The organism is Sinorhizobium garamanticum (genome assembly GCF_029892065.1).
Taxonomy (GTDB): Bacteria; Pseudomonadota; Alphaproteobacteria; order Rhizobiales; family Rhizobiaceae; genus Sinorhizobium; species Sinorhizobium garamanticum.
The window spans coordinates 571,196-597,655 of record NZ_CP120375.1 but is presented as its reverse complement, the minus strand read 5'-3'; the positions used below and the strand labels follow the sequence as shown (position 1 = coordinate 597,655).

Here is a 26,460-nt window from a genome sequence, read left to right as displayed (position 1 = left end):
GCTTGAGCGTTTTTATTGTTTAATGCAAATCTCGCGAATGATTCCCGTTAGATTGTTCTGCAATTTGTTTGCAGTTGACGTGGCAGATGATCCATCAATACGCGAATAGTTATGCTGCTGCACAATGCGCAAACAGCTATTCACGTCATCGATTGAGTATTCAAGCCAATGGTGTTTGTTAAAATTCATGTCCTCGCCACACCATAACGGCGCCTCTTGTTGCCCCAAAAAACGGCGCCCGCCAATGACCGCTAGAGGAGCACGGAAATTGATCAAAACACGCGGCGTTGGCAATCGCGCCGCGCGCGCCACCACTCTCTCGTCAGGATGAAATGCTTGGAGAGCACGCAGGCCAAGGCCAAGGGTGGGTATCCTGCGACGTTGGGCGGCTACAGAGCGCAGTTGCGCCATCGCTGGTTCAGTGCCATCGACCACCAGTGGCATTGGCAAGAGTTCACAGCAGATACCAAGGTTATTTGATAGATCGACACCGCCCAACACAGGGGCGCGCAGGGCCGTGAGGCTGTCCACGTAAAGTCCAAGCGTTGGACGATCGCCACCTAGTGTTCGCAAAAAAGCCAATAGAATAAGATCCAGCCCATCGATCCCAGCACGATCAGAAAACCCCAGCAGTGCAGCGGTTTCCACTTGAGGGATGCTGAGAAATCGAGTCGCTTGGGATTCACACAACCGCAAGAATTCGTGGTTATCCACTTCGCCGGCCCGCAACAACGCCTGCATGCGACGCGCGCCGACAGGATCGGATGGCGTTGGGCCTCCTCCAGAACGCGCCGCCGCTAGAGCCAGTGGAGAACCGGAGGGCATCAATGCTGCCCAAGGTCGGGATTCCCAGTATTCGAGCTCTTCCTCGGCATGATCTATCGCATGATTGCGAAGGAGGTTAAGCCAATTGGCTATTCTGGCGTGGCCTGTGAGGGCGGTTGGCTTGACCTCTAGGCCAGCCGCCGCAGTCCTATAGAGGCGTTCCAGTTCCCCAATTAACAAACGAAAACCGTAGCCGTCTGTAAGGAAGTGGTGCACGAGAATGAATAGCCAGCTTCGCTGTGTCTGCGGTTGGCCCCCCTCGAACAGTAACACCCTGAGGAGGGGGGTGCGACCGTCGAACCGGAAGGCATACTGTGCCTGTTCGGTTTTTTCTGACACGATCTCTTCCCACATTTCCGGCAAATCGGCGGGGAGTGTGATACGTTCTAACGTTAGCGGGTCGTCGGTCGGGAGCGTGCGCGCCGGAGTCCCGCCTGAGCGAACGAGCCGGGTACGAAGCATGGGATGCTCGTCACCCAGCGTGGCAACGGCTTGTGACAAGAGCGTTCCATCAAGCTCTCCCGCGCTGAATTTCCACAGGCCGTACAAATTGAAGTGCTCATCGTAGCCCATGTGCTGGCTGAAGAAACGCATGGTGGGCGAAAAAGGCGGGGCCACATTCTCGGATTTGACGCGATCGAATGTAGTCTCATTGGGCAGGGCATCCCTGTGTGCGTCAATGAGACTCGCCAGATCGGCCAGTCGAGGGTTGTCGTAGAGTTCGCCGACGGTGAGGCGCAGGCCACGAAGGCTAGCGTCGGACACGCATCGCACACTTAGGATCGAAGTTCCCCCAAGAGCGAAGAACTCGTCCTCGGCTGAAACCTCTTCGCAACACAACAGACGCTCCCAAATCTCCGCGAGGGCTACCTCGGTTACCGTTTGCGGTGTCCTTCCTTTGCCCGCGGACATCGCAGTTGGCTGTGGTAAGGCGCGACGGTCCAATTTGCCACCTGGATTGCGAGGCAGTTCATCAATTCGCATAATACGCGCTGGCACCATGTATGTTGGAAGTATTTCCCGTGTGAATGCCAGAAGGTCGGCCTCATCGAGGAGATCGGCAGTGCTGACCACATAGCCCAGCAGGAGGCCGCCCCGATCCGGCATGGCATGCAACGCGACCCCAGCATCGCTTACGGCGGGGTGCGAGCGGAGCGCATGCGCGACCTCGTCGAGTTCGACGCGGTAACCATTCACCTTGACTTGGTCATCAGCGCGGCCGTGAAGCTCCAGCGTCCCATCCTCCCGGAATCTGGCAAGATCACCAGTCCGGTAGAGCAAGTGGCCGTCTTCCATCATTTCGAACCGAGTTGCCGGTTGCTCTATGTTTTCGAGGTACCCAAGACTCAGGCATGCACCTGTGACACACAACTCACCCAGCGCGCCGCGCGGCATAAGTTCCAGCTTCCTGCTTCGCACGCTCAACTGCACATTTGCAATCGGTCGACCTATAGGAACTTTACGTGAATCAAGCGGAAGTGAATGATCCACTTGGTGCCAGGCGGCATTGGAACTGCACTCTGTCGAGCCATAGAAATTAAAGAGATTTGTGGCTGGAAACGCGAGCGTCCAGCGCTTGACGAGGTCAGGCGGCAGTGCCTGAGTGCTGCTAGCAACCAGCCGAAGCGCACTTGCCGACGGACCGCCGGTCGAGCGCGCCATGATCAGTCCATCCAGGATGGGTGGGGCGGCGAGGAGATGACTGATCTTATGGTTTTCAAGCACGGACAGCAGCCGTTCTGGGATGACAAGCTCCTCTCGGGACAGCAAATAAGCGGGAACCCCCTGCAGCAACGGACCGAAAATTTCCCAAGTGCTTGCGACAAGTGTTGCGGACTTCTGGACCACTGCAACGTCACCGGCAAGGAACGGCAACTCTGACCACATCCAGTGCAAACGGTTGAGGCACGCCGACGCCGGGACGAGCACTCCTTTCGGCTCTCCGGTCGTTCCTGACGTGAAGACGATGTGCAGGATATCATGAGGCAAGACCGGACGAGGCAACCCCCCTATCGGAGCGGTTCCCGAGAGGGAATTCAGTGACACCACCTGGCATGGCGAGTTTTCGTAGCATGCCCAGGAAGCATGAATTTCGCTGTCGATCAGCAGGACCTTCGGGGATGTTGCCCGTAAGATGTGAACAGCGCGAGCTTGCGGCAACTCAGGCCCTAAGCAGACATATGCGGCATGCACCTTCACGCAAGCAAGGAGCGCCACCAGCGTTGCAATTCCCCTATCTGTCGCGATTGCTATTCGATCCCCTGCGCGTGCACCCAGACCAGCCAATCCATTGGCAATACGGTCGACCGAGTCGTTCAGTTCAGCGTAGGAAATTCGGCCTCCGTTCCAGAAAAAGGCGGTGTGTTCTGGAGTGCGTTGCACCTGGGCCTCGAACAGTTCACGTAAGGTTGCCTTGCAACCGAAATCGCGGCTCGTGTCGTTGAAGGACGCAAGAAATCGCACTTCATTCTCGTGCAATAGTCCGAGAGAACTGAGCGGTGCGTCGGGCGCTGCGACGCAATGCTTCAACGTGTGTTCCAAATTGCGCAGGATCCGCTCGGCTTGAGGTGCCTCGAGGATCTCTTTGCAATACGTCAGTTGAAGATAGACGCCGTCCCCTTCCTCCTGCGCGTAGAGTATCAGATCGTACTTGGCGTAACCCAGCTCCAGTTCACGGACGGTGATGGTCAGTCTTCCGCCGTCTCCGTGTACTTCCTCCGGTTGCTCCGAGTACATGTTGAACATGACCTGAAAGACCGGTGATATGTTGCTGCGTCGTGCAATGTTAAGGGTCTCCAGCATCTGCCCGAACGGATAGTCACCATGTGATATGGCGTCCGAAACAGTTTCCTGTACGCCCTTTACCAACGTATTGAACGTTTCCGTGTCGTCGATTTTCAGCCGCAACGGCAGCATATTGAGGAAAAAGCCAAGAAGCTGCTCGGTACCGGGGCGCTGCCTGACTACGTGAGGCGCTCCCACTACGACCTCGTCCTGTCCGGCATATTGCGCCAGCACGATCGCAAACCCTGCCAGAAGTGTTGCGAATAATGTTGACCGGTTGTCAGCAGCCACACGACGGAGCGCGGCCGTCACGCCCGCATCCAATGCTAGCCCGTGGGCGTGGCTGGCATATGTGAGGTGTCGAGGGCGTTCGTGATCGCTTGACAGCTCGAGGACCGGTAATTCTCCGCTTAACATCTGCTGCCAGTATGTCCCTTGGACATTGTAGCGATCAGGGGTGAGATTTTTTGCTTCCCACAGAGCGTAGTCGCCGAGGCCAATTTCGGGCTTTGCTGGCGAAGCTGCGGCGCGGCCAACCGTATGGCTCTCGTAGAGGCGTCGTAGATCGCGCGCCAACACCGAAAGCGACCACGCGTCCATGATGATCTCATGGGTAGTTAGGTATAGCTCGTGCAGGCGCTCGTTCCTACGAACGAGGGCGGTCCGAAGGAGTGGGCCAGTCGCCAAATCGAACGGTTGCGCGTTGTGTTGCCGCTGAATTGCCGCGACGTGCTCGGATTGAGCCATTGAAGGCAAGGACGAGAGATCTTGGTACTCTAGTCGAGGTAGCGGCCCGTCAAAGGCCATCAGGGGATGGCCATCTTTCTCCAGGAATCTCACCCGCAGCGTATCAAAACGATGGAGTAAATCAGTCCAGGCCGCCTCGAATGCACCGCGATCCAAGGAACCCTCAAGATTGACGACCGTCCGAAGCTCGTAGTTTCGTGCCTGGGGGTCGAGCTTCCAGAGGAACCACAGGTGAGTTTGAAGATATGTTGGCGGCACCACTTTCGTCGCCGCGGCAGGAATGCGGATAATGGGAGGCAACTGTGTCTCGGCGCCCTCCTCGATCTTCCGCGCCAACTCCCGGACCGTGGAACGGTGAAGTTGGCCCGGTTGTATCTGGCGACCAAAAAGGTGGTGAACCCGATTAGCGAGCAACATCATTCGCAGCGAATCGCCGCCCAAATCGATGAAGGCGTCGTCGAGCCCGACAGGAGCCACGCACAGGATCTGCTCCCAAAGGTTCGCAAGCTGTCGTTCGATTTCTGATCGTGGCGATACGAAGGCAACATCGGACAGCGGGCGCATTCCACCTGGAATCGGCAGGCGGCCGTAGTCGAGCTTACCGTTTGCGTTGAGTGGGAGTGTCGGCACTTCAAAAATTTGATCCGGCATGATGTACGGCGCCAAGTATCGGCGCAGATGCTCTTGCAGATGTCGCAAAGTGCAGTGATCGCGCAGAACTACGAAGGCAATCAGGCGAGGTGGCACAAGATCTGCATCGATGGCTGATGCATTTTCACCGCAATTTTCGCGCCCCAGTTTTGCACGGGCGGTGAGTTTCGCCCGTCGATGTTGGCTTCGATGCAGGACTACAGCGCTTCCCATGACGCCGTGATGGCTGTTGAGAACAGTTTCAATCTCTGCCAATTCCACACGGTAGCCCCGTACCTTGACCTGCCGATCTGCTCGGCCAAGGCACTCGAGCAAACCATCGGCGCGGATGCGAGCCAAATCACCGGTCCGATACAAACGGCTGTGGCTAGGCGTGTCGTCGAACGGATTCGCCACGAAAACGGCAACAGTGCGTTCCGGGTCATTGATGTAACCCAGAGCTACGCCAGCACCGCTGACACATAGCTCCCCAACTTCTCCTCTCGATGCAAGTTTCAGAGGATCACTGTCCGGCGTGACAAGGTAGACACGAAGCCCGGGAATAGGTCGGCCGATCGGTACGTAGGTTTCATTGGCGGCTGGCGGCTGTGTTACCAAGTGGTGCGTGACGCCGTCGCCGCACTCCGTTGGGCCATAATGATTGAGGATGGGAACTTTCGGATGGTGCGTCAGCCATTTGCGACATAGATCGGGTGACAGCGGTTCGCCAACAGTTGAGATGCAGCGCAGGTTCTCAAACTGAGATGTGCTCTCGCCTTCTGTGGCAACGAGGTAGGTACGCAAGAGCGATGGCACGAACTGAATTACCGTGATCCTCCGCTCGCGCAAAGTTTTTGATAATTGGCGAGGATCCGCAATTACAGCCGAAGGCAAAATGTCGATGGCTCCACCGACCAATAGGCCTGCCAAGAATTGCCAGATTGATATGTCAAAGCAGTGGGAAGCCGTTTGAGCAACGCGGTCAGTCGCACAAAGGCTGAGATCCGCAATTTTGGCATTGAGGTGGTTGGCCAACGCGGCATGTGTGAGCACCGCTCCCTTTGGTCCGCCGGTGGTTCCGGACGTGAAAATGACATAGGCAGCATCACCAGGCTGCACATCCAGGAATGTTGTGGGCGCGGCAGGTATCGAGGTGGCTAGGCCGGCATTGACGACCGAAGCGGTTCCCGCAATTGCCTGCGCAAGCTCCAAATCGTCTGGAGTGGTAACCAGGATGGCGCATTCGCTACGTTCAACCATGCCCCGCAGCCGATCGGTGGGGTATGCCGTGTCCAGGGGTACGTAGACCGCGCGCAGCCGAAATATCGCTAGCATATAAGCAAGCAGCGCTGGGCCACGCGGCATCAACACCGCCACTGCCATGCCCCGTGTGCAGCCATGAACGCCAAGCGCGGCGGCAAGTCGACTGGTGAGATCGTCCAGTTCGCCATACGTCAGGCAATCTGCGCCGAAATATACGGCGGGACGGCCGGGGCATTCTTTTGCCGATTGGGCAAAGCGGGAAACAACAGATACAAATACTTTCGGAGAAGCGGGATGTAAGCTGTCCATAAGAGTGCGTTTTCCAAACTGCATTAACGAAGGAGATTGCCTGTGATGGCCTGGCGTTCCAGCGTTTGATCCAGGCCTTGGTAGACGCCGAGCAAGCCCGCCGAGGGGTAGGCATGTCCGGCGCTCGTATGAACAGCATGGCCCGGTAATTGAGCCCGCCTCTGAATGGATCGTAGACAGGCACAAACGCGCCAGCCTCACCGGATTGCGGCGCTGTCATTGTGGATGAGTTTTGCGGAATCTTACATTTCTTGACCTTCTCTTCGGTTGGTCCACCCGGCCGTGGCAAGAGTGCTGAATAGACATTCGCAACTAGCTTGCGACAAATTTTCTCTCAATCCCTGAGGCCGCTTTACGATGAACGTTGCACTTAGCGCGCCAAGCGAAAAACGGTTTATAAACAACAATATGAATCTAAGGTCTCATGTCGCATGTTCGACATTGTTCAACATCCGACTGAACTATGCACGGTTGGCCTCCGCTTTCCCGGCGGTGGAATCATGTCCATGAACGCGATGGCGAATGGGTGCAGATTGGCGACGAGGAGCTTCTTGCAATTCGTTCGCCGCGACGTTATCCGTGAGGAGTTTCAAGTGGCGGTATTTTGAAGGCGAGGTCACTCTTTAGGCGGTTCGCTGGTAATTGGCCAAGCATTTGGGTGAGCAACGCGGTGCGAGAGACCTGGTCAACACCCCTTGCAACGTGTGACCTGGTGTATCTATAACGGAGATGGATCGATCTCATCCAAAAAACCAATTTTGTCAGTCTCACCGAGTGGTGCAAAAAACGGCAGCATCTTGCGTGCATCGAGCTTGTGGCTGCTTCGATCGCGAAGCTCCAGCATGAGACCGCTTCAATAGCAAGAAAGGGTTGAGTATGGCGAGTTGGTGAAGCGAGCACGTAGCTGCACAGGGTCAGCCAACGGAGGAATATTCAGCGGCGCGGCCGGCCTCGGCACGTGGCTGTCGGAATGTTGGCATCAGACAGTCAACGACGCAAGAATGAGCCTGCAGGATTGAAATCATGTGCTTAACGACCGACTTTATTGCAGAGTTAGTCAGGGCGGCAAACGAGGTCGACAAACTCACTCACCACGAGATCAGCCGCCTCCTAGACCGCTCGATCGATACCATCCGCGACATGCGCCGGCAGACTGGCGTCACAGAAATACGCAGTGTGCGCGACGTTTTGATTGATCTTCGGCTGTCGTCAGAGCGCGCGCGCGACCTATCCGTGGACGAGGTCAGGGACGCTTTCATAGACGCAGCCGACATCCTCAGGACGTTGAAAACTGTAGTGGACCGGACCAAGTAACTCGTCCGCATGCGATCGGCCGCCTTACAACCACCGGCGCAACTGCATCCTTCTGCTCAGACGGTACAGCTCTTCGCGTGCGGTTCGCCAAGACGACGCCGGGATTGTGCCGTGTTCAAAACTCCCGAAGAGTATGCGGTACTTATCGTCCATTGGCGAAAGCCAAACCCTAAGCGCATCTCTTAACGCCGCACTTCCGGGAGATGGGTTATTGTCCCACCGTCGAACACCGCATGCGAGCTGTCCTGCACGACTTGGCGTTTAATTCGACGCTGTGGCTGCGGTATTGTGCCATGGGTCTTCTTTCCGGAAACCTGGTAGGCCGGTCAATTTCTCATCCTGATCTGTCCAGTTCGAGGGGCGCACTCCACCTCGCGCTCAATTGATCTCGGTCAAAGCCAACTGCCCCGTTAGCGGGCAATGATCTAGCCATCGTTCGATGGAGGTCGGCCATGAAGATAGTTGTAGCGACAGCCCTTGCGTGCGCGATCATCTCGGGGTGCACGCAGACCAGTGGGGGTATTACCCAGCCCCGATATGCAAACCGCGTTTGCAAGCGAAAGCAACCGCCATCGAATTTCGATGAGGGTTACGGCTGTGCGAAACTTGGATATGAGGGTTTCTCGCCTCCCTGACCTGCGCTCGGCAGGTGATGCATGTCACTACGCGAAAAATACGCCAAAGGTGCAACGACTCGAGGCGGAGTAACCGTCGATCAGTGACATTTCACGCCATTGCATGTTCAAAGGGTACGTGAGGTGGCCTCATGTCGAAACGACGCCGGCGCGAGCCTTGGTCCGCCTCGGCACTCTCGGAAAAAGCGGGTCTGCTGCCGTAGTGCTGCTCATCATGGTGGTGGAAGGCGCTATCTCTGGCTTGCGACGGGCACGAAGCGACCGCATTCCCTACAAGAGACGTTCCGGCGAAGAGGTGACCTGCCATAGCTGCGACCCACCCATGATCTTCCCCATTCTGTTCAATGCGGGTTCAGTAATCCTGGCGAGAACTGACGGGACCTTGGGCTTTCTGCGATCCAGTTCATGCGCCTGGGTGCGTGACACCCGCTCCTGACTCGCTCCTGGAAAGCTTCGCGATGTTCCTGGCTTTCCGCCATTGGTTTAACGCAATAGGAGTCGGCCTTTCGTCTCCCCAATCATCATTCGCATGCTTCCCATTTGTGCACCGCTACGGCATCGATAAACGCAGATGAAATTTTCGGCGTCTGCAACGGCTTCTATGGCGAGCTCAACGGAAGGAGAAGCATTTCGCATCAGGTGTGCCGAGGGCTGCCAGGTCGAGGGGAAGTTCTATCGAGAGAACTCGAGACCACGCTGGAATGCCTTTGCGCAAATCGCCGGTAGCTTCAGGCTGCTGTCAGCTACGGCTGCCAAAAGGGTGGTTATTGGCACAACCAGACGGGAGACTTCATGAACTAGCGAAGAGGATACCAACCCACTCGCGGATAATTTCTCCGCCCAAATACTCGTTCTCCAGCTCAAGCTGATCGCTTCGGGAGGGCGGGCCATCCCGTAATCATAAAAACGGACTAAAGCGGAAACCCTTCCGATCAGTCAAAGCCGGAACCGCTCGAGGTCGCGCCGACCAGCACCCGTTGTCAGAGACCATAAGGGCTCGACCCGGGTGCGCTCAAGAAGAGCCCCGGCACGCTTCGAGCCCAACGCAGGAGCAATCGAAAATCCTAAACGTCGTTCTATCCATGGAATCAATAGCTGGAATGCGAACAAATGATTTTACTGAAGTGATATAGCTGCATTATAGAACAGGCCATTAACGCTTGAGTCGATAAAATACACGGCAACCGATAAGATACTAGCGGCGACAGTCGAACAAAGCGATTATACTTTGCGCGCTGAAAGAGAGAAAAACTATGTCTGATGCAAAACTGCAAAGCGTACTTTCGTATCTTGCGGAGGTGTACAGACAGTTAGATTGTCTTCCGTCGAACCCGGTACCAGATGCCGGGTGTATCAAACTCAACACAAATGAGAATCCATTTGCATTGCCGGCAGCGGTAATGCAGAGCGCTCTTGCTGCTCTCGAACGACAGTATCTATATCCAGAGGATGACAACATCAGCTTGAGGGAGGCAGCTGCCGCGTCATACAACCTTTCCACCGATCAGGTGATCGCCGGTAACGGTTCGTCCGAACTTCTTTCGCTCATATACAAAGCATTCCTTGACCCGGGTGACAGTGTCGCGATGTTGTCGCCTGGCTTTGCATACAACCGCAAGCTCGCCCTGTTGCAAGGCGCTCGATTGCTTGAAATCAAATGGGGCGAAACTTGCTTGTTGCCGATACGCAAATTGCTTTTCGGTCCCGCGAAGGAGGCCAAGTTCATTCTGCTAGCTAATCCTAACAACCCGACCGGAACATTTGTGCCAATTGCGGATATTGAAAGCCTCGTTGCACAATCTGACCGGTTGATCGTGCTCGATGAAGCCTATGTGGACTTTGCGCCTGACAGTGCTCTGCGTCTTATTGACCGCTATTCGAACCTCCTGATCTTGAGGACGTTTTCGAAGAGCTATGCAGCGGCCGGCATTCGCATTGGCTTCGGCCTCGGTCATCCTGAGGTTATAGGCAGACTGCGCAACATCCAGAACATGTTCAACATGAATGTGATCGGCCATGCGGTTGGCGTCAGTATCCTTGCCCACCGCACAGCCTACGCTGAGAACCACAGACACATTCAGTATGAGAGAGTGCGTGTGAACTTCGCGCTGTCCCAACTTGGGTTCTCTGTAACGCCCTCGCATACGAATTTCTTGCTGGTCCGTGTGCCGGCAGGACGAGACGGCGCCTGGTGGCAAGCCTGCTTGAAACGCAAAAAGATACTGGTGGCCGTCCTTCCCGATGAGGATCTCGAAGATTGCATTCGCGTCAGCATCGGGACAAAACCACAAATGGATGCGTTTCTAGCAGCTGTCGAGGACATTTTGGGAGCTGAGATGTCTCAAAGATCGGCGGTATAGCAGTTTCGAGGCTCTCCTCATTATGCGCGTGCGAAAAGACCGCGGCAATAGGACAGAGAGCAACGACCGCAAGAATGATCTCCCCGAATCGTTGAGCAGCCTACCCACTCCCGCGGGGGAAAGCTAACCCGCATGGCCGGTCGCTTGCACGCGTCGTAGGTCAAGGCGCCCCTCCATTCGACCGAAAAACCTGAAACAAGATCGCTTGTGACGGAAGTTTTCGTCGGCAGAAGCACTGAAGGACAGTGAGCAATAGCCGAGTTTGCAAAGGACGTGCGTAGGGTGGTCAGCTTCAACGATCTGGCTCCTGCCGGCGCTACCCAAAGGCAGGCTCAAAGTGAGCAGTGATGTTCAGCCAAGAAAGGTCCCGCGTCTTGCTTCGCTCCGATCAAGGTCCGGGGCTCCCAGGGACAAAACCGGAGAGAGTTAATGAGAAAAGCCCTTCCTTCAAAGCTTGCTTTCGGCATATTCGACCATTTGGACGAGGACGGTAGCGCCATTGGAAAACAATACGCAGACCGTCTCAGGCTAGCGGAAGCGTGTGATCGGCTCGGCTTTTATGCTTACCATCTAGCGGAGCACCATTGTTCGCCGCATGGGAGAGGCCCATCGCCCAATCTGTTCTTGTCGAGCGTCGCGCAGCGCACCCACCAACTTCGTCTTGGCCCACTTGTCATGCTGCTCAGCCTTTGTCATCCGCTGCGTGCGTTCGAGGAGATCTGCATGCTTGACCAATTGAGCGGCGGTAGGGCCGAGATAGGCATCGGGCGCGGCTCTCTTCCGATCGAGCTAGGTTACTTCGGGGTTGATGCGGACGCGGTGCTAGGACGCTATCTCGAGGCCAGCGAAATCCTGATGGAGGCGATGAGGGGCGGCACTCTTTCCTACCGCGGCCACCACTTCGAGCTAAACGACGTCCCTTTGACCTTGGAGCCTCATCAACGTCCGCACCCGCCGACTTGGATCGCCACCACCCGACCCGAGTCTGCACGTTGGGCCGCTGCAAACGGCGCAAATATCGCGTGTGTAGGACCCGCTTCGTTTGTTCGCAAGATTACTGACGCTTTCCGGTCCGAGGAAGGACACAAAACCGACACGAACAACCAAGCGTCATTTCTCGGATTGCTTCGCATGATTGTGGTCGGGCGGTCTCCAGACCATGCATATTCGCTCGCGGCTCCTGCTTTCGAACGATGGCTTGAAAGTTTCAAATTCCTGTACGACCTCAATGCGATCCCATTTCCACCAAATCTGCCCCTGACCTTCGATGCAGCAATCGAAAGTGAATTGTGCGTGGTGGGAACGGCGGCTTTTGTGCGACAGGCTCTACTTGATCAGCTGGAACAGGCGGGTGCAAACTACCTCCTTTGTCAGGTCGCGTTTGGGGACCTGCCTTTAGATGCATCGCTGTACACCGTAAAGACTATTCAATCCGAATTAATGGAACGAGTTGGCTGAGTACGATAGTGCCTGACGAAGTCAGGCACGGCCAGTGCGTGCCGCAGCCGTGAGTCACATCGAGATCAAGGCTGCTAAACCGCAACTCTCAAATCCATGAATGGGTTTCAAGCAGATCGGAGGCAACAGCGCTGTCGGAGGTATTCGAGACCGCAGGTTCGGCCACACCGGGTCAAGCCACTTTCGGCAAGGCAGTCCCGAACGACTAGACCGGAAGTCAGTGTGTCATGATGTTTCGCTTTGCGCGGCATCATTCACCATCTTCTTCGCCTCGACGGTGACCGGTAGCTGGGTGTCCTTCGGAAGATCGGGCAGTAAGAGCCGCCAGCCGTTCCTGAGCACCACAAAGCCGCCCCATAGGCCTTCATTCTCAACCTCGACGATCGGCTCTTCCAGATCCTTCTTGGGAACATACGCTGATAAGTCGTTGCCAGTTCTGCGGATTGTTACTTTCATCTGGCTTTTCCTTTGCTCCGATCAGTGCATTCGGCGGTTGCCAGAGTTGAGACCTCGTCGAGGCTCATCAGTTCACGCGCACGCATTCCAACGACGATGCCGCGATCAATCCATTCGACGGCATAGATGTAAAACTGCTGGAGAAAGGTCCCCACGTCGCGCACAAAACCCGCGTCGCCTTTCCTAACGAGGCTTTCTCCGACTTCCTTGCCGGGGTAGGTGCCGTCATTTCTTATGTGGCGTGTGGCACGGACCCGCTCACCCGGCGTAAATTGTGGAGGATTGTAGATTTCGACCTCCTCTTCGCGTCCAAGACCCATCGGCCATTCCTTTTCGTCGTTACGGTCACACAGGGAAGACTCAAGGCCGCCCGGGCATTGCATTTTGGCGCTTAAGCCGGCACGCAGGTCTTCGGCACCGGACATACCGAGGCGCATTGCTGTAACTCGAAAACTCCCTCGCATTCGGTGCACTTGTTGGGATCAATCACGTACTTCTCGCCCTTGAACTCGATCGCGTCGGAAGGGCATTCGAACTCGCAGGCACCGCACTGGGTGCATTGGGATGCGACGATTTTGAAGGCCATTAATCAACTCCTGGTCTGGTCTGGATAGGCGAGCTCAAGCCGTTGCCTTCGATAGGTCGAGGCCATACTCAGCGGCGTAAAGAGCGCTGATCGCGGTTTCAATGTAATCGTAGCCAAAGGCCTCCGTTGCCCGGATCCCAGCTTCCATGAGCTGCTTCTGGGGGCAATCTCCGATCTTGGCGCACAGCACGATATCTATGCCTTCGAGTGCAGCAATAATGCCACCGAGGGTGGCTTCCTCGCCCCAGCCTCCACGGCAATACGGCTCGACCTTTCGATGCCCCACAAATTTAATCCCTGTCTGCGAGGCTTCATAAACCTGGAACTCCTTCGCATGTCCGAAGTGTTCGTTAATGCGTCCGCCCCCCTTAGTCGCGACAGCCACGTGAAGCGACCCGCGCACGCTCACTGATGCAAGCGTTGTGATGGCTTGGTTCTTGGCTGCCAAATGGTCATCGCGTATGCGTGCGACCACCTCCCGGTAGGCATGACGCTTGCCACTGTTGTAGCCAGGTTCGAATGGAATCTGGTCGAGCGTGAACTCCTGGCCACGATCAGTGCCGAGCAGGCCGACTGCATCGGCACGGCACTGTCGGCAGTGACGCATCAGCTTGGCACCGCCTTCGAGACGATCCTGAAGCGCCTTTAGCTCGAGCGCATTTGGGCCGCGCTGTCCTGTCTGGCCGAACCAGGTGCCGTGTGCCGGGTCTGAAATCAGCGGCATTACGTTGTGCAGAAACGCGCCACGCTCCTTGACCCATTTGTTGACTTCGATCAGGTGCTGGTCATTGACGCCGGGGATCATCACCGAATTGATCTTCGTAAGAATGCCGCGTTTGCTCAACATCTCAAGTCCCAACATCTGCCGCTCATGCAGGATTTTGGCAGCCTCCATGCCGGTGTAGCGGCGATGACCATAAAAGATCCACGGGTAGATCTTCTCGCCGACTGCGGGGTCGACCATGTTGATGGTGATCGTCACGTGGCTGATGTTCAATTCCGCCAACTCGTCCACATGCTCCGGCAGCGCAAGTCCGTTGGTGGAAATGCACAGCTTGATGTCGGGAATCTCCCTAGCAACGCGTCCGAAAGTCGCCCTTGTCTTCTTCCAGTCGTAACAAGCATCGCCCGGACCCGCGATGCCGAGAACGGAAAGCTGCGGGACTTCGTTGGCGACCGCAATCACCTTGCGCAGCGCCTGGTCCGGTGTCAGCTTTTCGGAGACGACGCCAGGACGACTTTCGTTGGCGCAATCATATTTGCGATTGCAGTAATTGCATTGGATATTGCAAGCTGGTGCGACTGCGACGTGCATACGGGCGAAATAATGATGCGCTGCTTCTGAAAAGCAAGGGTGATCCTTGATCTTCTCCCAGGTAGCCGAATCCATGTCAGTTGGCCTTGAGGACGAGCCGCAGGACGAGGACGCGCAGCCACCGGATTTCGCGGTTGTCAGCAACTGCCCAGAGGATGTCGTGTTGGTCAGGCTTTCAAGCGAAATTATCGGTGCACTCATTGAACAGCTCCACTGGGGGGGTAAGATCGTTGTCGAAAATGCAAGCGCTGTGCCAACCAAATGAGATGGCAAATTCAAGAGGTTGGCGTTTCGTGTTCGATTTCCGGCCAATAGCGCCGACGCAGTTTTGTCGAAGTCGCGACAAGAGAAGGGGCCAAATTAGACAATGATCGGCGTTCCCGAGGGAAGAGGCTTGGCCACACCCACGATAAGTGGGCTCACCGACTTTAGATCTTCTTCAACCTGCATACGATGCCGGCGCAAAGCATAGCCGACTTGCCGCGGTGTGAGCTGCCTTTGCCTGGACCCACCGGCCTTCTCCATTGCACTGATTAGCAGCTCGCGGTCCATTAGACGCCCGGCCCGTTGGGGTAGCTGGGTGCGTCCACGGCCTGCATCGTCGACGGCATCCGACAATCATGTCGCCTTTGCCGACTTTATGACACAGCCTTTCTTCAACGGCTTCTTCTATGTTCATGCCTAAGTAGCTGAAAACGCGCGCGAAGTGAATTGTTGCTGTCCACAGCGAAAGTGGCATGAGCTTTGAAATCTTCCGTTAAACGCAGCGGAAGCCGGTAGTGCCAGTCCCTGTTGTCGATGCTTGTGGGTCGCGCCGTAGCGCGACCCACAACAGGGAGGAGATCGACGGTGGCCGAGCCCCTTCGAAGTGACAGGTTCGGGTGACCACCATGAAAGATACACTTCTTGTGCTAACAGCAGCGCTTTTGCTCCTCGCTTGCACGTTGACACTTCCCACCGGCTACGGCCCCTACCTTGAACCTATACCGGGCAGCGTCATATGGCCGACAGCGCCACGCGAAGCTTGCAAACGCACCGGTCGGCAGCATCGTGCCGCATCAGTTCATCCGTCTGTTTGGTCGACGGGTTTATGAAACCTGCGTGATCGAACCGGATCGTTCGCTTCGGCTCGTGAGTCGTCACTACGACGACTATTTGCGTGGGGCGACGATTGACCGCCGCCCTCGTAAGGCGAACTGCCGAGACCGGGGTGCCGTCCGAACCCGTGGTCCCTCCATCCTTCGAGTTCGCGGGCTTGAGGCGGACGAGACCGAGCAAGGTGACATGACCCGCTAGTCGAGCCTGGTCGTGAGTACGCTGACGAACTCTGGCACGCGGTAGGCTCCGCATGACCACCGGGGCAACCCAACGACGAAGCAGTGCCAATTCTGACGCTGTTGCCAAGGAGTAAGTTCAACCATGCAAGACAAATCGCCAGGCTATCTTTATGTCCTTTTGGCGGTGATACTATTTGCCGGGCAGGACGGCTTTTCCAGGCTACTCGCTGAGAAGTACCCGGCAATTATAGTGACAATGATTCGCTTTTGGGCGTTTGCGGCGTTTGCAACGGTGCTTGCTGCATACTCTCCGGTAGGCCTGCGAGGCGCTTTATTCACGCCGCGACCAGTTCTGCAGTTGCTCCGCGGTGTTCTTCTAGCAAGCAACATCGTTGTCATCGTCTACGCTTACACTATTGCTGGGCTAGCGATGAGCCAGGCGATATACCAAGCGACTCCACTGATAGTCACCATTCTGTCGGTGCCGTTACTCGGGGAAAAGGTCGGTTGGTGTCGCGGCGTCGCTGTGGCTGCCGGGTTGGCTGGGGTTCTGGTGCTTCTAAACCCGGTGAGCGCTCATTTCGGTATCCAGCTGCTGCTTCCCCTGGCTGCTAGTCTTTTGTACGCGCTGTATGGGATCGCCACGCGTGCGGTCAGCCAGTACGACTCCGCCGTGACAAGTGTCTTATATGCCGGTGTCGGAGGAGCCCTGGCGGTAACATCTGTGGGGCCGTTCTATTGGACGCCTATACATATCGGGGACTGGCCTGCAATGACGGCACTGAGCGTTTGCGGTGCTCTCAGCCACTTTTCTCTCATCAGGGCTTACGGGCTTCTCAACGCAGGTGAGGTTCAGCCCCTCACGTACCTCCAACTCGTCTTGAGCGTGATTGTTGCGTACGTCTTTTTTGGTGAAACTGTGACGTGGAACATGGCGGCCGGGGCGGCCATCGTAGTCGGAGCTGGCCTGTTTACAGCTTGGCGAGAATACCGTCTGGTAGTGCGGAGAAGCCATGCGGCAACGATGCCAAATCGTGACGCTGAGCCACGACAAGAAACGAGGCCTGAAGGGTTCACATGATGGCCGAGGAGCCCAACGGCATAAAGCAGGGACTGACGGTCATGCCGGCTTCTCCCTGTTCCTGCGAAAGGCTTTCAGCAAGGCGATGGGCTATTCGGATAAGGCGCTTGATCGGCCCGTTATTGGCATCACCTCCCGCTTGTAGCCTGGGCGGATGTCGCTTGGCAGCTAATCGTGAGAATGCGGCCGTTCCGGTAAACCTTGGCACTTAAATATGAGAATCGTAAACGCAGATCTCCGTGCTTCGATGCAATCTCGAAGGGGGTAAGGTCCTGTTTTCTCTGAAGATGTACGCCAACTGCCAAAATGCTTGACCATGATACACACCGCAGCCGAATCTCAGTTTGACTGGAAAGGCTCGGCGCAGTTCTCAGTTTAAATGCCCGTTCTCAAATTAATTGCAATGCTAACCAATTGGTATCGTTGGGATGCGATTCTCACGATTAGCTGCCAAGCGACACTCGAGCCGATCCTCGATGAAATGGAGATGCTGCGCGAGGAGATTAGTAACCGGCTGGAAATTCACGCAGATTCGCAAAAAGAGGACAGCAATGCTGTTCAAAATGAACGCCACATACAGAATTCAAATACCGAATCCAGCAATGAACTTGAACCTAGCTCTCGAATAGAGCAGGGGGCGAAGCCGAGCCAGGACATCCGGCCGACGCGGGAGCCGATAAAGGCTTTCCCATTGGGAATGGTGCTGAAGGCCTGCCCGGATATAGTCGATTACGCACCGGGAGGGGCAGTCGCCGGCTGGCGCGACCTGATGTCGGCCGCGGTCGTGGTGCGATCGATGCTGGGCGTCAGCCCGTCGGCCTATCAAGACGCCTGCGAGGTCATGGGACAGGAGAATGCCGCGGTTGCAGTCGCCTGCATCCTCGAAAGGGAGGGGCACATCAAGAATGCCGGCGGCTATCTCCGGGATCTGACCGCGAGGGCGAGGCGAGGCGAATTCTCGCTTGGACCGATGCTGATGGCCCTGATGCGGGCGAATGGCATGGAGGGACGGAGAGCGTCATGATCATTGTCGCCGAAGGCTTTCGCGCCACGGAAGGGCTAAAAGGATGGCGGCCAGGCGATCGTCGCAGTGGTCTTGCGGAAGGGATCGCTCTGCCATATATTCTGCACAGAAAATATGTGTCTGGATGTGACAGGAAGATGGTTCAGGCTGAAAAGGTCCATGTCGACGGCGGGCCGCTGATATTGTCATACATGGACAAGGGCGGAAAGATTGCGGTCCAGCAAGTCGCAGACGGCTTCGGCATGTCAAAAACGCAACTTGCCGAGACGGCTGGTCTTGCGCGCGAAACGCTTTATCGACTGGAGCGCAGTCGCGGGACGAAGACGCAGAACCGCCTTCGCGAAATGCTTGAAATCATCAGCAGAGTCACCGATTGGGCCGGCGGCAAGGAGCAGGCCATGGCGTGGTATCGCGCCCAGCCGCTACCGGCATTTGGCGGGCGAACGGCAGAGGCGCTGGTGAAGGACGGCAAAGCGGCGGCGGTTCGCGACTACCTCGACCATATGGCCCTCGGGGGCTTTGCTTGAGGTTCACCGGGACCTGTTACCGCGCGCATGATCCACGGTGGGCTTTCAAACCGACATCAGGCGATGGCGCGGCAATCAGGGGAGCGCGCTTCAATCCGAAAGGCGTACCGGCCTTATATCTCGCGCTCGGTATCATGACCGCGGTCAAGGAGGCCAATCAGGGCTTTGGTCATCGTATCGATCCCTGCGTGCTTTGCTCCTACGACATCGATTGCGAGGACGTGGCAGATTTAACCACGGAGGAGGGGAGGGACGCGTACTCCGTCTCGATGGAGGAAATGGCCTGCAGCTGGGCCATGGCGCTCGCAGAAGGGAGGCGCCCCGCCTCTTGGGCGATCTACGATCGTCTGATCTTGCGTGGCACAGCCGGCATCTTGGTGCCCAGTTTTGCACCGGGGGCCGAAGAGGACGACCGAAATCTCGTCCTGTGGGCTTGGGGACCGCATCCTCCGCATCGGGTGATGGTGAACGATCCGAGCGGCCGCCTGCCCAGAGATCAGCTATCCTGGAGTTAAGATTCTCATTCGGTTCAGTAAGCGTCTGCCCTCTCCCTGAGGCCGGCGAGCAAAAAACGAGTGGCAATAGCGAGCATGCCGCAATCGATACCGCGCCATATTAGGCTGCGGCTGTCGCTTGGCAGCTAATCGTGAGAATGCGGCCGTTCCGGTAAACCTTGGCACTTAAATATGAGAATCGTAACGTAGATCTCCGTGCTTCGATGCAATCTCGAAGGGGTAAGGTCCTGTTTCTCTGAAGATGTACGCCAACTGCCAAAATGCTTGACCATGATACACACCGCAGCCGAATCTCAGTTTGACTAGAAAGGCTCGGCGCAGTTCTCAGTTTAAATGCCCGTTCTCAAATTAATTGCAATGCTAACCAATTGATATCGTTGGGATGCGATTCTCACGATTAGCTGCCAAGCGACAGCGGATGCCGTAAGGCGCGAGGCGGCGAGCGTCTGGAGACCAACTCAGCGTCGAAAGGACGTAGTAATTACCCTCCGATCCGTCCCAGCTCAGCCGGACACGCTGAGCTCCGTCCCTGCTGCACAGCAAGACATTGTAGTTCTTATCGACCTTGCGCGCTATCGTCACAAAAACGCGTAGGCGGCAATGCGAATTCCTGCACACAGGACACGGTCAGGTCCTCGAAGTTTCGCCGCAAAGCCGGCTCGGGAATGTGGAAGGCCAACCAGGAACTTCCAGATCCGATCGCCATCCGGCTGCCTGCACTTTGGCGGGTGCTTGCGACATGGTTTGGGGAAATAGATAGCGTCTTGCGCGTCCGCCGGTTAGTGAGTTCGATTTTGCCGGCAAGGACGAAGAAGAAGCTGATGAGCGCCGTGTCGCGCCTGGAAAGGGCCTGTAGAGAGACTGAATGCTCCACACTTGTCAGCCAAGCGGACTGAAGGCCTTGCCTGCGGTAGATGAGCGACGAATCCTCCGGCGTGTCGGAGGAGAGCGTCCACCGCCAGTTTGACTCGACAGAATCAAGCTTGGCCAGGGTTGCGTCACGGGGATGGGCCTCTAAACTGCTGCCCGTGACGGATCGTCTGTCCTGGGAAGGGTCGCGCAATAAAGAACGGAGTTCCAAGCGATGGTCCGAAAGCCCGGATTATCGAGGACGGCCAGTGAACTGCACAGGTGGAGGATCGGTCCTTCTGCCGACACCAGGTTCCAGTCCAGCATCGGAAGCAGCGCCCGTGGGTTGAGCGGTCCGTAGGGCAAAAAAGCGACGGAAGCAACCATTGCCCCCAAGACGAGGAGCGACAAGACCAGCTTGCCCGAACGGAATGGCATCGTTCGGTAGCTCGTTACTGCAGAAGACCCGTGACACGCATCAATTTGCATGCTGCCTCATCCCCGAGAATTCCGGATTCGTCTCACAAAATTAAATCGACGATTTGTCGGACAACTTTCTTCCTTCGTGCCATACCAACCGAGCGCCATAAGAGCCGTTTCGCATGAGCAGGACGTAAATCAGTGTGAACAGCCGTCGGGCGGTGTCGAGATCGATGGCGATCTTCGAGGCGAGACACGCTTTCAGAAGCTAGGACGCCTCGTCGTGAATGGCGCGACGGCCCAGGTCGATGGCTTCGAACCTGGCAGCGCCCGCACACTGAAAGGCGTCGTAGTGGCTGTCGCACATGAGCGACAGATGGTGACTGAGGACAGGCGTTCCGTTCTCGGTGGCGACATGGAAGGCCAGCTCTGTGTCCGGCAATGCCAGATTGAGACGATAGGGCCCCCCGTCGTGACCAACGGGGATGAAGCTGTTGTCCTCCAAGAGGTCGTAGACGGCGATTGCGCGCTCACGTTCGATGTGCGCGCGGGTGCTCTGTAAAGAGCCATCAAGGGACACATCGCAAAGCTGGAACCGGGTGTCTGCCATCGAGATTCCTCCGTGTTGTCGTGGCGCTTTGCGCGAGAGGCGCCATCGTTGCGTGGACAGCGACCCGGCCCTTTTCATCGAATGTGATTGTCGAGCTGCGCCCGGCGGTCTTGCAGAGCACATGCCCGGCGGCGCAATCCCAAAGGTTGGTGCCGTGTTCGATGTAGCCGGCCAATCGGCCGGCGGCGACCATCGCCAACGAGGCGGCGCAACTGCCAAGGCTGGTGATATGGAACCCTTGGGCTTCGAGCCGCGCTTCGAGCTGAAGGCGGTGTTCCAGCTTCCAGACACGATTGCGGCCGACGCCGAAGGCCATCGGCCTGCGGCTTGGCAGCTGGGGAAGTGTTCCGCTTCCGTGCAACGGCCGATCAATCGCCGACCAGAACAGGGCGTCCAAGGCCGGCAAAGCAATCGCTCCCAGGACTGGTTCGCCGTCACGCACATAGGCGATTGAAACAGCCCAGAACGGTATCCCGCTCAAGAAATTGGCGGTGCCGTCGACCGGATCGATCAGCCAGTAGTCCGCCGCCGCCTCGCCGGCATGTTCTTCTCCGACGATCGCATCGTCAGGGTAGGCCAGCCGGATGAGGCGGCGCCCCAGTGTCTCGGCGTCGCGGTCGACGGCACTGACATAATCGGCGGTGCCCTTGGTCTCGACCGCCACCTGCGCCAGGCGATGGAAATGGCCGAGCGCGAATGCGCCGACCTCGGCGGTCACGCAGCGCAGCGTCTCCAGTCTCGCGTCGAATGCACCTGTCACTCGCCAACCTTTCGCCGTGCTGTTGCAATCATTTCCTCGAGACGTGCAGCCACCGCATGGGCGCGTTGATAGAAGACAGCGTCCGGCACGCCATACCGGTCCATCGGCGTCTCGAAATTGAGCGGCGTGACATAGTCGGTAGCCGCGATCGCCTTGGTGATCGCATTCCAGTCCAGTCGGCCGTCGAAGGGTAGAAGGTGATTGTCCTTGGCGCCGAAATTGTCGTGGATATGCGTCGCGATCAGCCGGTTGCCAAAGCGTTCGAGGACAGTGAGCCCGCCCGGTTCCAGCAATTCCCAATGGCCGCTATCGTAGCAGAGGCCGATAAAGGCTGGATCGTAACGCGAGAATAGCCGATCATAAAGCTTCAGGAAGCTGCCCGCGCTGGCGTCGAGCAGGGTCTCGGCCGCGATCTGAACCTTCCGCTCAAGGCAATAGGGGCGCAGTTCATCCAGCGATCTGTAGAGCGGCGCGAAGAATTCCGCCTCGCTTTCGGGGCTGCGGAAGACGTCGTCACTGATGTCGACGTGCAGGACGATGTTAGGCGCGCCGAACGCCGCAGCCAAATCGATGCGATTCTTCAGCAGCTCCACGCCGCTGACGCGCTGCCATTCGTGCGGCGAGCGGATATCCTTGCGGCTCTCGAAGGTGAACGGCACGGGGCCGATAAGCTCGCTCACCGTATTGCGGCCATTGGTGGAGTGGACCGAGTGCACCTTGAGACCCGCTTCGGCAACGATCCGGCGCGTGAACTCGATCTCGGTATCCGCCATCCAATAGGAACTGCCGGCATCGGGATTCCAGTTGATATGGGTAAAGCCGGCGTTCCGGACCAGATCGAGCGAGGTGCGGATGCCCTCGTCGAACCAGCGTTCCTGCGTAGGCCAATGCCAGACGGTGATGCAAGTATCCATTATTGTCTCCATTCAGATCTTGCTCGTTTCGGGTGCACGCCCCAGAGCGAGCCGCTCTGCGAGCAGGATCACTGCCAACGAGAACGCCATGATCAGCGTGACGTAGACCAGACTAATCGCGGCCTGCTCCGGGTCCGCCGAAACGGAGCCGTCAACGATCGCGATCGGGAGCGGCTTGTTGTTGACGTTGTAGAGAAACGCCGAGAGCGGATACTCCGCCATCACATCGTTGAACGTCATGCCGGCGACGAGGGTCGCTGTCGGCGCGACCAGCGGGAGGATAACGCGCCGGAAGCGATAAAACCCGGAGGCGCCCATGGCACGTGCGGCTTCTTCGTAGGCCGGATCGATGCCAAGGAAGGCGGCGCGCATGAAACGTACCGTGAGCGGCAGAATGATGACCGCATAGCCGATCGGCAGGAGCCAGTAGCTCCCGAGCAGCACCACATTGCCGACGAGCGGGTTGGGCAGATCGAAGGCCGCAATCAGGCCGATCGCTAGCAGGATACTGGGAACGACCCAGGGCAGCACGAAGGTCAGATCCAGTGCCCGTGTCAGCCAATTGCGCTGACGCAGGATCACCGGAACCGCAAAGAGCGTCATGGCGAGCGCGGCTGACACCGCCAGCAAGCCCATAGACATCGAGTTCAGAAACGGCTCGAAAGTCGCCCCGCTGGAAAGGACGCGAATGTAGTTTTTCAGGGTTAGCGTCGAGGGCAGAACCTCTACCCCGACGCTTGAAGCCGGCGCGAAGGAAAACAGCACGACGAGCAGGACCGGAACCAGGTAGACGACCACCAAGGCATAGGCGACGACGTGTAGAATGGCGTTCTCTAAGGGGTTGCGCAGCTTCCGCAACTGAATCCGCGCGGTCGCCTTGGCGCCGGCCGAGTAGAAGCCTTTGCCTTCGAAATGTTGCGAGAGCAGGATCAGTGCCATCAGCAGCAGCCCCATCAGTAGCGCCAGCAGCGCCGCCATGTCGGACCGCCGCAAGCTCTGCAGCGTCAGCACCATCTGGCTCAGCATATGAAAGTCGCGGCCGCCGAGTACTTGCGGAGCGGCGAAGGAGGCAATGGAGGTGTAAATCGTCAGCAGCGTCACCGCGAGTACCGTCGGCATGATGACCGGCAGCACGACGCGGCGCAGGACCGTGAGCTCGCTTGCGCCCATGCTGCGCGCCGCTTCGATCGTGGCATAGTCGACGCGGTGCATGGCTGCGCGGAGGAAAAGGAAATGGAAGCTGGTCAACAAGAAGGTGTGGACGACCAGCACGCCAAGCCATCCAATGAACCAGTCGCGCGGAAGGGTAGGAATCGCCCACGTGAGCGCCGCCGTCACAGCACCGCCGGGGCCATACGTGAAATTGTAGCCGGCGGCGGCGACAACCCCACCGAATATGAGTGGCGTGGCGTAGGCGATCTTGAGCAGCCAACGGCCGCGCACATGGAAATATTCGAGCACGGCGATCTGGAAGATACCGACAATGGTGACGGTGACAATCGAAGCAGCGGTCATCCATGTCGTGTTCCAGACGGCGGTTCTGACCCGTTTCGAGGCCGCGAGCTGGCCGATCGTTTCAGCGAGCGTCAATGCGCCATCCTTGAAGAGAGCGGTATGGATTGCCGCCGCCAACGGCGCGACAATGAAGCCAGCGACCGCCCAGACCACGACGGTCAAGGCCAAGCAGTAAAGCGCGCGCTCAATTCTGCCGCGGGTCATTGGCGGGCCCCGCCGAAGACATGAACCGCGCCGGGGCGAATGCTCACCCGGACCTCGCTGCCGACGTCGGGCAGACCGTCACCAAGCAGCATGGCGGAGATCGTGTCACCCTCGACGTTCAGGTCGATGCGGCTGTGCGAGCCGAGAAACTCGATATGGCTGACAGTGGCACGCGTCCCCTCGCGGCCATTTTCAGCAATAAGCACGTCCTCGAGGCGCACGAACGATCGGCCGTCGCCTTGCGCGCCGAGGAGCCGCCTCGCGACCGGCGGCGGAAGCTCGTTGGACGCGCCGATGAACTGGCAGATGAACGGTGTGGCCGGTTGGCGGTAGAGCGTGCGTCCATCGCCGATCTGCTCGACGCGGCCGCCATTCAAGACCACGATCCGGTCCGACATGGTCAGTGCATCTTCCTGGTCGTGGGTCACGAAAATCGCTGTGAAGCCGAGTTCCCGCTGCATCCGCTTGATCTCACGGCGCATCGTCACCCGAACCTTTGCGTCGAGATTGGAAAGCGGCTCGTCGAACAGAAGCACGCGCGATCCCGTGACCAGGGCGCGTGCGATGGCAACCCGCTGCTGCTGGCCGCCGGACATCTCGGCCGGGTTCTTGGTCAGTTGCTCGTCAATGCCCGACAGCATCGCCATATCGCGAACGCGTTTGTCGACCTCTGCTTGCGGTCGCTTCGCCACCCGCAAGGCGAAGGCAATGTTCTCGAAGGCGGTCATCGTCGGGAACAGCGCGTAGTTCTGGAAGACGATCCCGACATTGCGGCCCTCCGGCGTTTCGCCGGTGATGTCTCTACCTTCCAGGAGGATGCGCCCACGCATCGCCGGTAAAAAACCGGCGATGGCACGCAAAACGCTCGACTTGCCGCTGCCGGACGGGCCAAGCAACGAGACGAACTCGCCAGCGGCGACATCGAGGCTGAACTCTCGGACCACGGCCTTCCTGCCGTATCCTACTTCCAGCTTTTGTAACGACAGGACTGCGTTAGACATCTTGGATCTCCGGGCGCCCTGGGTCGCCAGCCGCGCTTTAGCGAATCTCAAGCTCAATCTTCTGCAGCCAGCCGTCCAGTTTCGGCGCGATCTCATCCCAGTCGAGCGGCTGCGCCTTCACCAGCTTGGCATTCTCCTGAACCTTGGCCGGCGACTTGGCAAGCGCCGCAGGATGCGCAGGCGTCTGGCCGAACTTCTCCGCATAAGCCGCCATCACTTCCGGCGATCCCCACCAGTCGACAAACGCCTTCGCCTGATCGATCTGATCGGTGTCAGCCATGATCGCAATGCCTTCGGCGATAACCGGCGTGCCGTCTTCGGTATCGATGATCTTGAAGTTCGCGCCGAGATCCTTGCTCATCTTGGCGACCCCACCAAACCAATCAGGACTGATCGACGCGCCGCCAGCCTTAAAGGCTTCGAGCCGCGCGTCCCCATCACTGACTACGGTGGCATTGGCAAAAAGCTTGCCCATGAAGTCCCAGCCTTCCTGGGTGACTTCGCCATTACCGTCGACGAAGCGCGCGAGGATCCCGGCGAGGTAGACGCGCGTGGTCTGCCAGGCAGTGCTACCGATCACATATTTGCCCTTGTACTCATCCCTGGTGAGGTCGAGCCAACCCTTCGGCGCCTGTGCGTCGGGCAGCTTGGCGGGATCATAGGAGAGCACGATCGGTGTCTGCCAGAATTTGTGAACGATGCCTTCCTTGTCCTTGTACTGAGCCGGCAAATCCGCCGCCCACGATGGCGAGTAGGCTTGGAACACCCCCTCCTTCTTCAGCAAGGCCATCGAGGAGTCGACGATGCCCAACACGACGTCGGCCTGGGGATTGTTCTTCTCGGCGATCAATCGGTCGAACAACTCACCGCCGCCTGCGTTCAAAAGCTTGATGTCGTGGCCGCCGGCTTTCGCCTGCTCGGCGATCCAGACTCCGCGCTCCTCACCCTGCGGCGAATAGACGGTCAGGCTCTCCGCCAAAGCCGATCCGGTCATGACGAGTGCGAGGGCCGCAGGTGCCAAAAAGCGCGTGGATTTCATGAGACGTTCTCCCAAACGGAAATTGCGATGCCGCTTCTTACG

At 57.6% G+C, this 26,460-nt stretch carries 18 protein-coding genes and 4 pseudogenes; 9 read left to right on the top strand and 13 right to left on the bottom strand.

Annotation, left to right across the window (positions count from 1 at the left end):
- Positions 1-12: 12 nt before the first annotated feature.
- Entirely contained in the window at positions 13-6,558 is a 6,546-nt protein-coding gene (locus PZN02_RS32005; protein WP_280663532.1) for a non-ribosomal peptide synthetase, read from the bottom strand.
- Positions 6,559-7,276: 718 nt separating this feature from the next.
- On the bottom strand, positions 7,277-7,402 hold the full coding sequence (locus PZN02_RS32000) for a hypothetical protein (protein WP_280663531.1): 126 nt from the start codon (positions 7,400-7,402) through the stop codon (positions 7,277-7,279).
- A gap of 179 nt (positions 7,403-7,581) precedes the next feature.
- Between PZN02_RS32000 and PZN02_RS31995 the strand changes: the two genes are divergently transcribed.
- From PZN02_RS31995 to PZN02_RS31985, 3 genes are all read left to right on the top strand, one after another.
- A complete protein-coding gene (locus tag PZN02_RS31995) occupies positions 7,582-7,872 on the top strand; it encodes a hypothetical protein (protein WP_280663530.1) in 291 nt (96 codons plus the stop codon).
- A 1,888-nt stretch (positions 7,873-9,760) separates the two neighbouring features.
- A complete protein-coding gene (hisC, locus tag PZN02_RS31990; RefSeq protein ID WP_280663529.1) occupies positions 9,761-10,867 on the top strand; it encodes a histidinol-phosphate transaminase in 1,107 nt (368 codons plus the stop codon).
- 429 nt (positions 10,868-11,296) lie between these two features.
- On the top strand, positions 11,297-12,325 hold the full coding sequence (locus PZN02_RS31985; protein ID WP_280663528.1) for an LLM class flavin-dependent oxidoreductase: 1,029 nt from the start codon (positions 11,297-11,299) through the stop codon (positions 12,323-12,325).
- A gap of 225 nt (positions 12,326-12,550) precedes the next feature.
- Here the strand turns inward: PZN02_RS31985 and nifT are convergent, their stop codons facing one another.
- The 4 genes from nifT to nifB form a co-directional block, all read right to left on the bottom strand.
- A complete protein-coding gene (nifT, locus tag PZN02_RS31980) occupies positions 12,551-12,781 on the bottom strand; it encodes a putative nitrogen fixation protein NifT (RefSeq protein WP_280663527.1) in 231 nt (76 codons plus the stop codon).
- The gene (locus tag PZN02_RS31975; RefSeq protein WP_280663795.1) at positions 12,778-13,101 is read right to left on the bottom strand and encodes a nitrogen fixation protein NifZ; all 324 of its coding nucleotides are present in this window, start codon (positions 13,099-13,101) and stop codon (positions 12,778-12,780) included. The genes nifT and PZN02_RS31975 overlap by 4 nt, the downstream gene beginning before the upstream one ends.
- A 71-nt stretch (positions 13,102-13,172) precedes the next feature.
- The gene (locus PZN02_RS31970) at positions 13,173-13,367 is read right to left on the bottom strand and encodes a 4Fe-4S dicluster domain-containing protein (protein WP_280663526.1); all 195 of its coding nucleotides are present in this window, start codon (positions 13,365-13,367) and stop codon (positions 13,173-13,175) included.
- Positions 13,368-13,401: 34 nt separating this feature from the next.
- Entirely contained in the window at positions 13,402-14,883 is a 1,482-nt protein-coding gene (gene nifB, locus PZN02_RS31965) for a nitrogenase cofactor biosynthesis protein NifB (protein WP_280663525.1), read from the bottom strand.
- 689 nt (positions 14,884-15,572) lie between these two features.
- Here nifB and PZN02_RS31960 point away from each other — a divergent pair.
- The 6 genes and pseudogenes from PZN02_RS31960 to PZN02_RS31940 all read left to right on the top strand — a co-directional run.
- Positions 15,573-15,834: pseudogene (locus PZN02_RS31960) on the top strand (hypothetical protein); the annotation flags it as partial.
- A gap of 267 nt (positions 15,835-16,101) precedes the next feature.
- Positions 16,102-17,040 carry a DMT family transporter gene (locus PZN02_RS31955; RefSeq protein WP_280663524.1) on the top strand — a complete coding sequence of 313 codons (939 nt, stop codon included), beginning with the start codon at positions 16,102-16,104 and terminating at the stop codon, positions 17,038-17,040.
- Positions 16,973-17,176, top strand: a pseudogene (locus PZN02_RS32390) (hypothetical protein); the annotation flags it as partial. The gene PZN02_RS31955 and the pseudogene PZN02_RS32390, both read left to right, overlap by 68 nt.
- Positions 17,177-17,494: 318 nt before the next feature.
- Positions 17,495-18,064: pseudogene (gene repC / locus PZN02_RS31950) on the top strand (plasmid replication protein RepC); the annotation flags it as partial.
- A gap of 137 nt (positions 18,065-18,201) precedes the next feature.
- On the top strand, positions 18,202-18,591 hold the full coding sequence (locus PZN02_RS31945) for an antitoxin Xre/MbcA/ParS toxin-binding domain-containing protein (protein ID WP_280663523.1): 390 nt from the start codon (positions 18,202-18,204) through the stop codon (positions 18,589-18,591).
- Positions 18,588-19,106, top strand: coding sequence for an RES family NAD+ phosphorylase (locus tag PZN02_RS31940; RefSeq protein WP_280663522.1), 519 nt, complete (start codon positions 18,588-18,590; stop codon positions 19,104-19,106). Before PZN02_RS31945 ends, PZN02_RS31940 begins: the two co-directional genes overlap by 4 nt.
- Positions 19,107-19,662: 556 nt before the next feature.
- Here the strand turns inward: PZN02_RS31940 and PZN02_RS31935 are convergent.
- The 7 genes and pseudogenes from PZN02_RS31935 to PZN02_RS31905 all read right to left on the bottom strand — a co-directional run bounded on the left by PZN02_RS31935 (position 19,663) and on the right by PZN02_RS31905 (position 26,418).
- Complete coding sequence (locus PZN02_RS31935) at positions 19,663-20,187, bottom strand: hypothetical protein (RefSeq protein ID WP_280663521.1); 525 nt, start codon at positions 20,185-20,187, stop codon at positions 19,663-19,665.
- Positions 20,188-20,484: 297 nt separating this feature from the next.
- Positions 20,485-20,985, bottom strand: a pseudogene (locus PZN02_RS31930) (UPF0262 family protein).
- Complete coding sequence (locus PZN02_RS31925; protein WP_280663520.1) at positions 20,945-21,745, bottom strand: inositol monophosphatase family protein; 801 nt, start codon at positions 21,743-21,745, stop codon at positions 20,945-20,947. Before PZN02_RS31925 ends, PZN02_RS31930 begins: the two are co-directional and overlap by 41 nt.
- Positions 21,742-22,659 (bottom strand): sugar phosphate isomerase/epimerase family protein, encoded by a 918-nt coding sequence (locus PZN02_RS31920; protein ID WP_280663519.1) that lies wholly within the window; start codon positions 22,657-22,659, stop codon positions 21,742-21,744. The genes PZN02_RS31925 and PZN02_RS31920 overlap by 4 nt, the downstream gene beginning before the upstream one ends.
- Before the next feature lie 12 nt (positions 22,660-22,671).
- Positions 22,672-24,378 carry an ABC transporter permease gene (locus PZN02_RS31915; RefSeq protein ID WP_280663518.1) on the bottom strand — a complete coding sequence of 569 codons (1,707 nt, stop codon included), beginning with the start codon at positions 24,376-24,378 and terminating at the stop codon, positions 22,672-22,674.
- Positions 24,375-25,379, bottom strand: coding sequence for an ABC transporter ATP-binding protein (locus PZN02_RS31910; RefSeq protein WP_280663517.1), 1,005 nt, complete (start codon positions 25,377-25,379; stop codon positions 24,375-24,377). Before PZN02_RS31910 ends, PZN02_RS31915 begins: the two co-directional genes overlap by 4 nt.
- Before the next feature lie 37 nt (positions 25,380-25,416).
- Positions 25,417-26,418 (bottom strand): extracellular solute-binding protein, encoded by a 1,002-nt coding sequence (locus tag PZN02_RS31905; RefSeq protein WP_280663516.1) that lies wholly within the window; start codon positions 26,416-26,418, stop codon positions 25,417-25,419.
- Positions 26,419-26,460 lie beyond the last annotated feature (42 nt).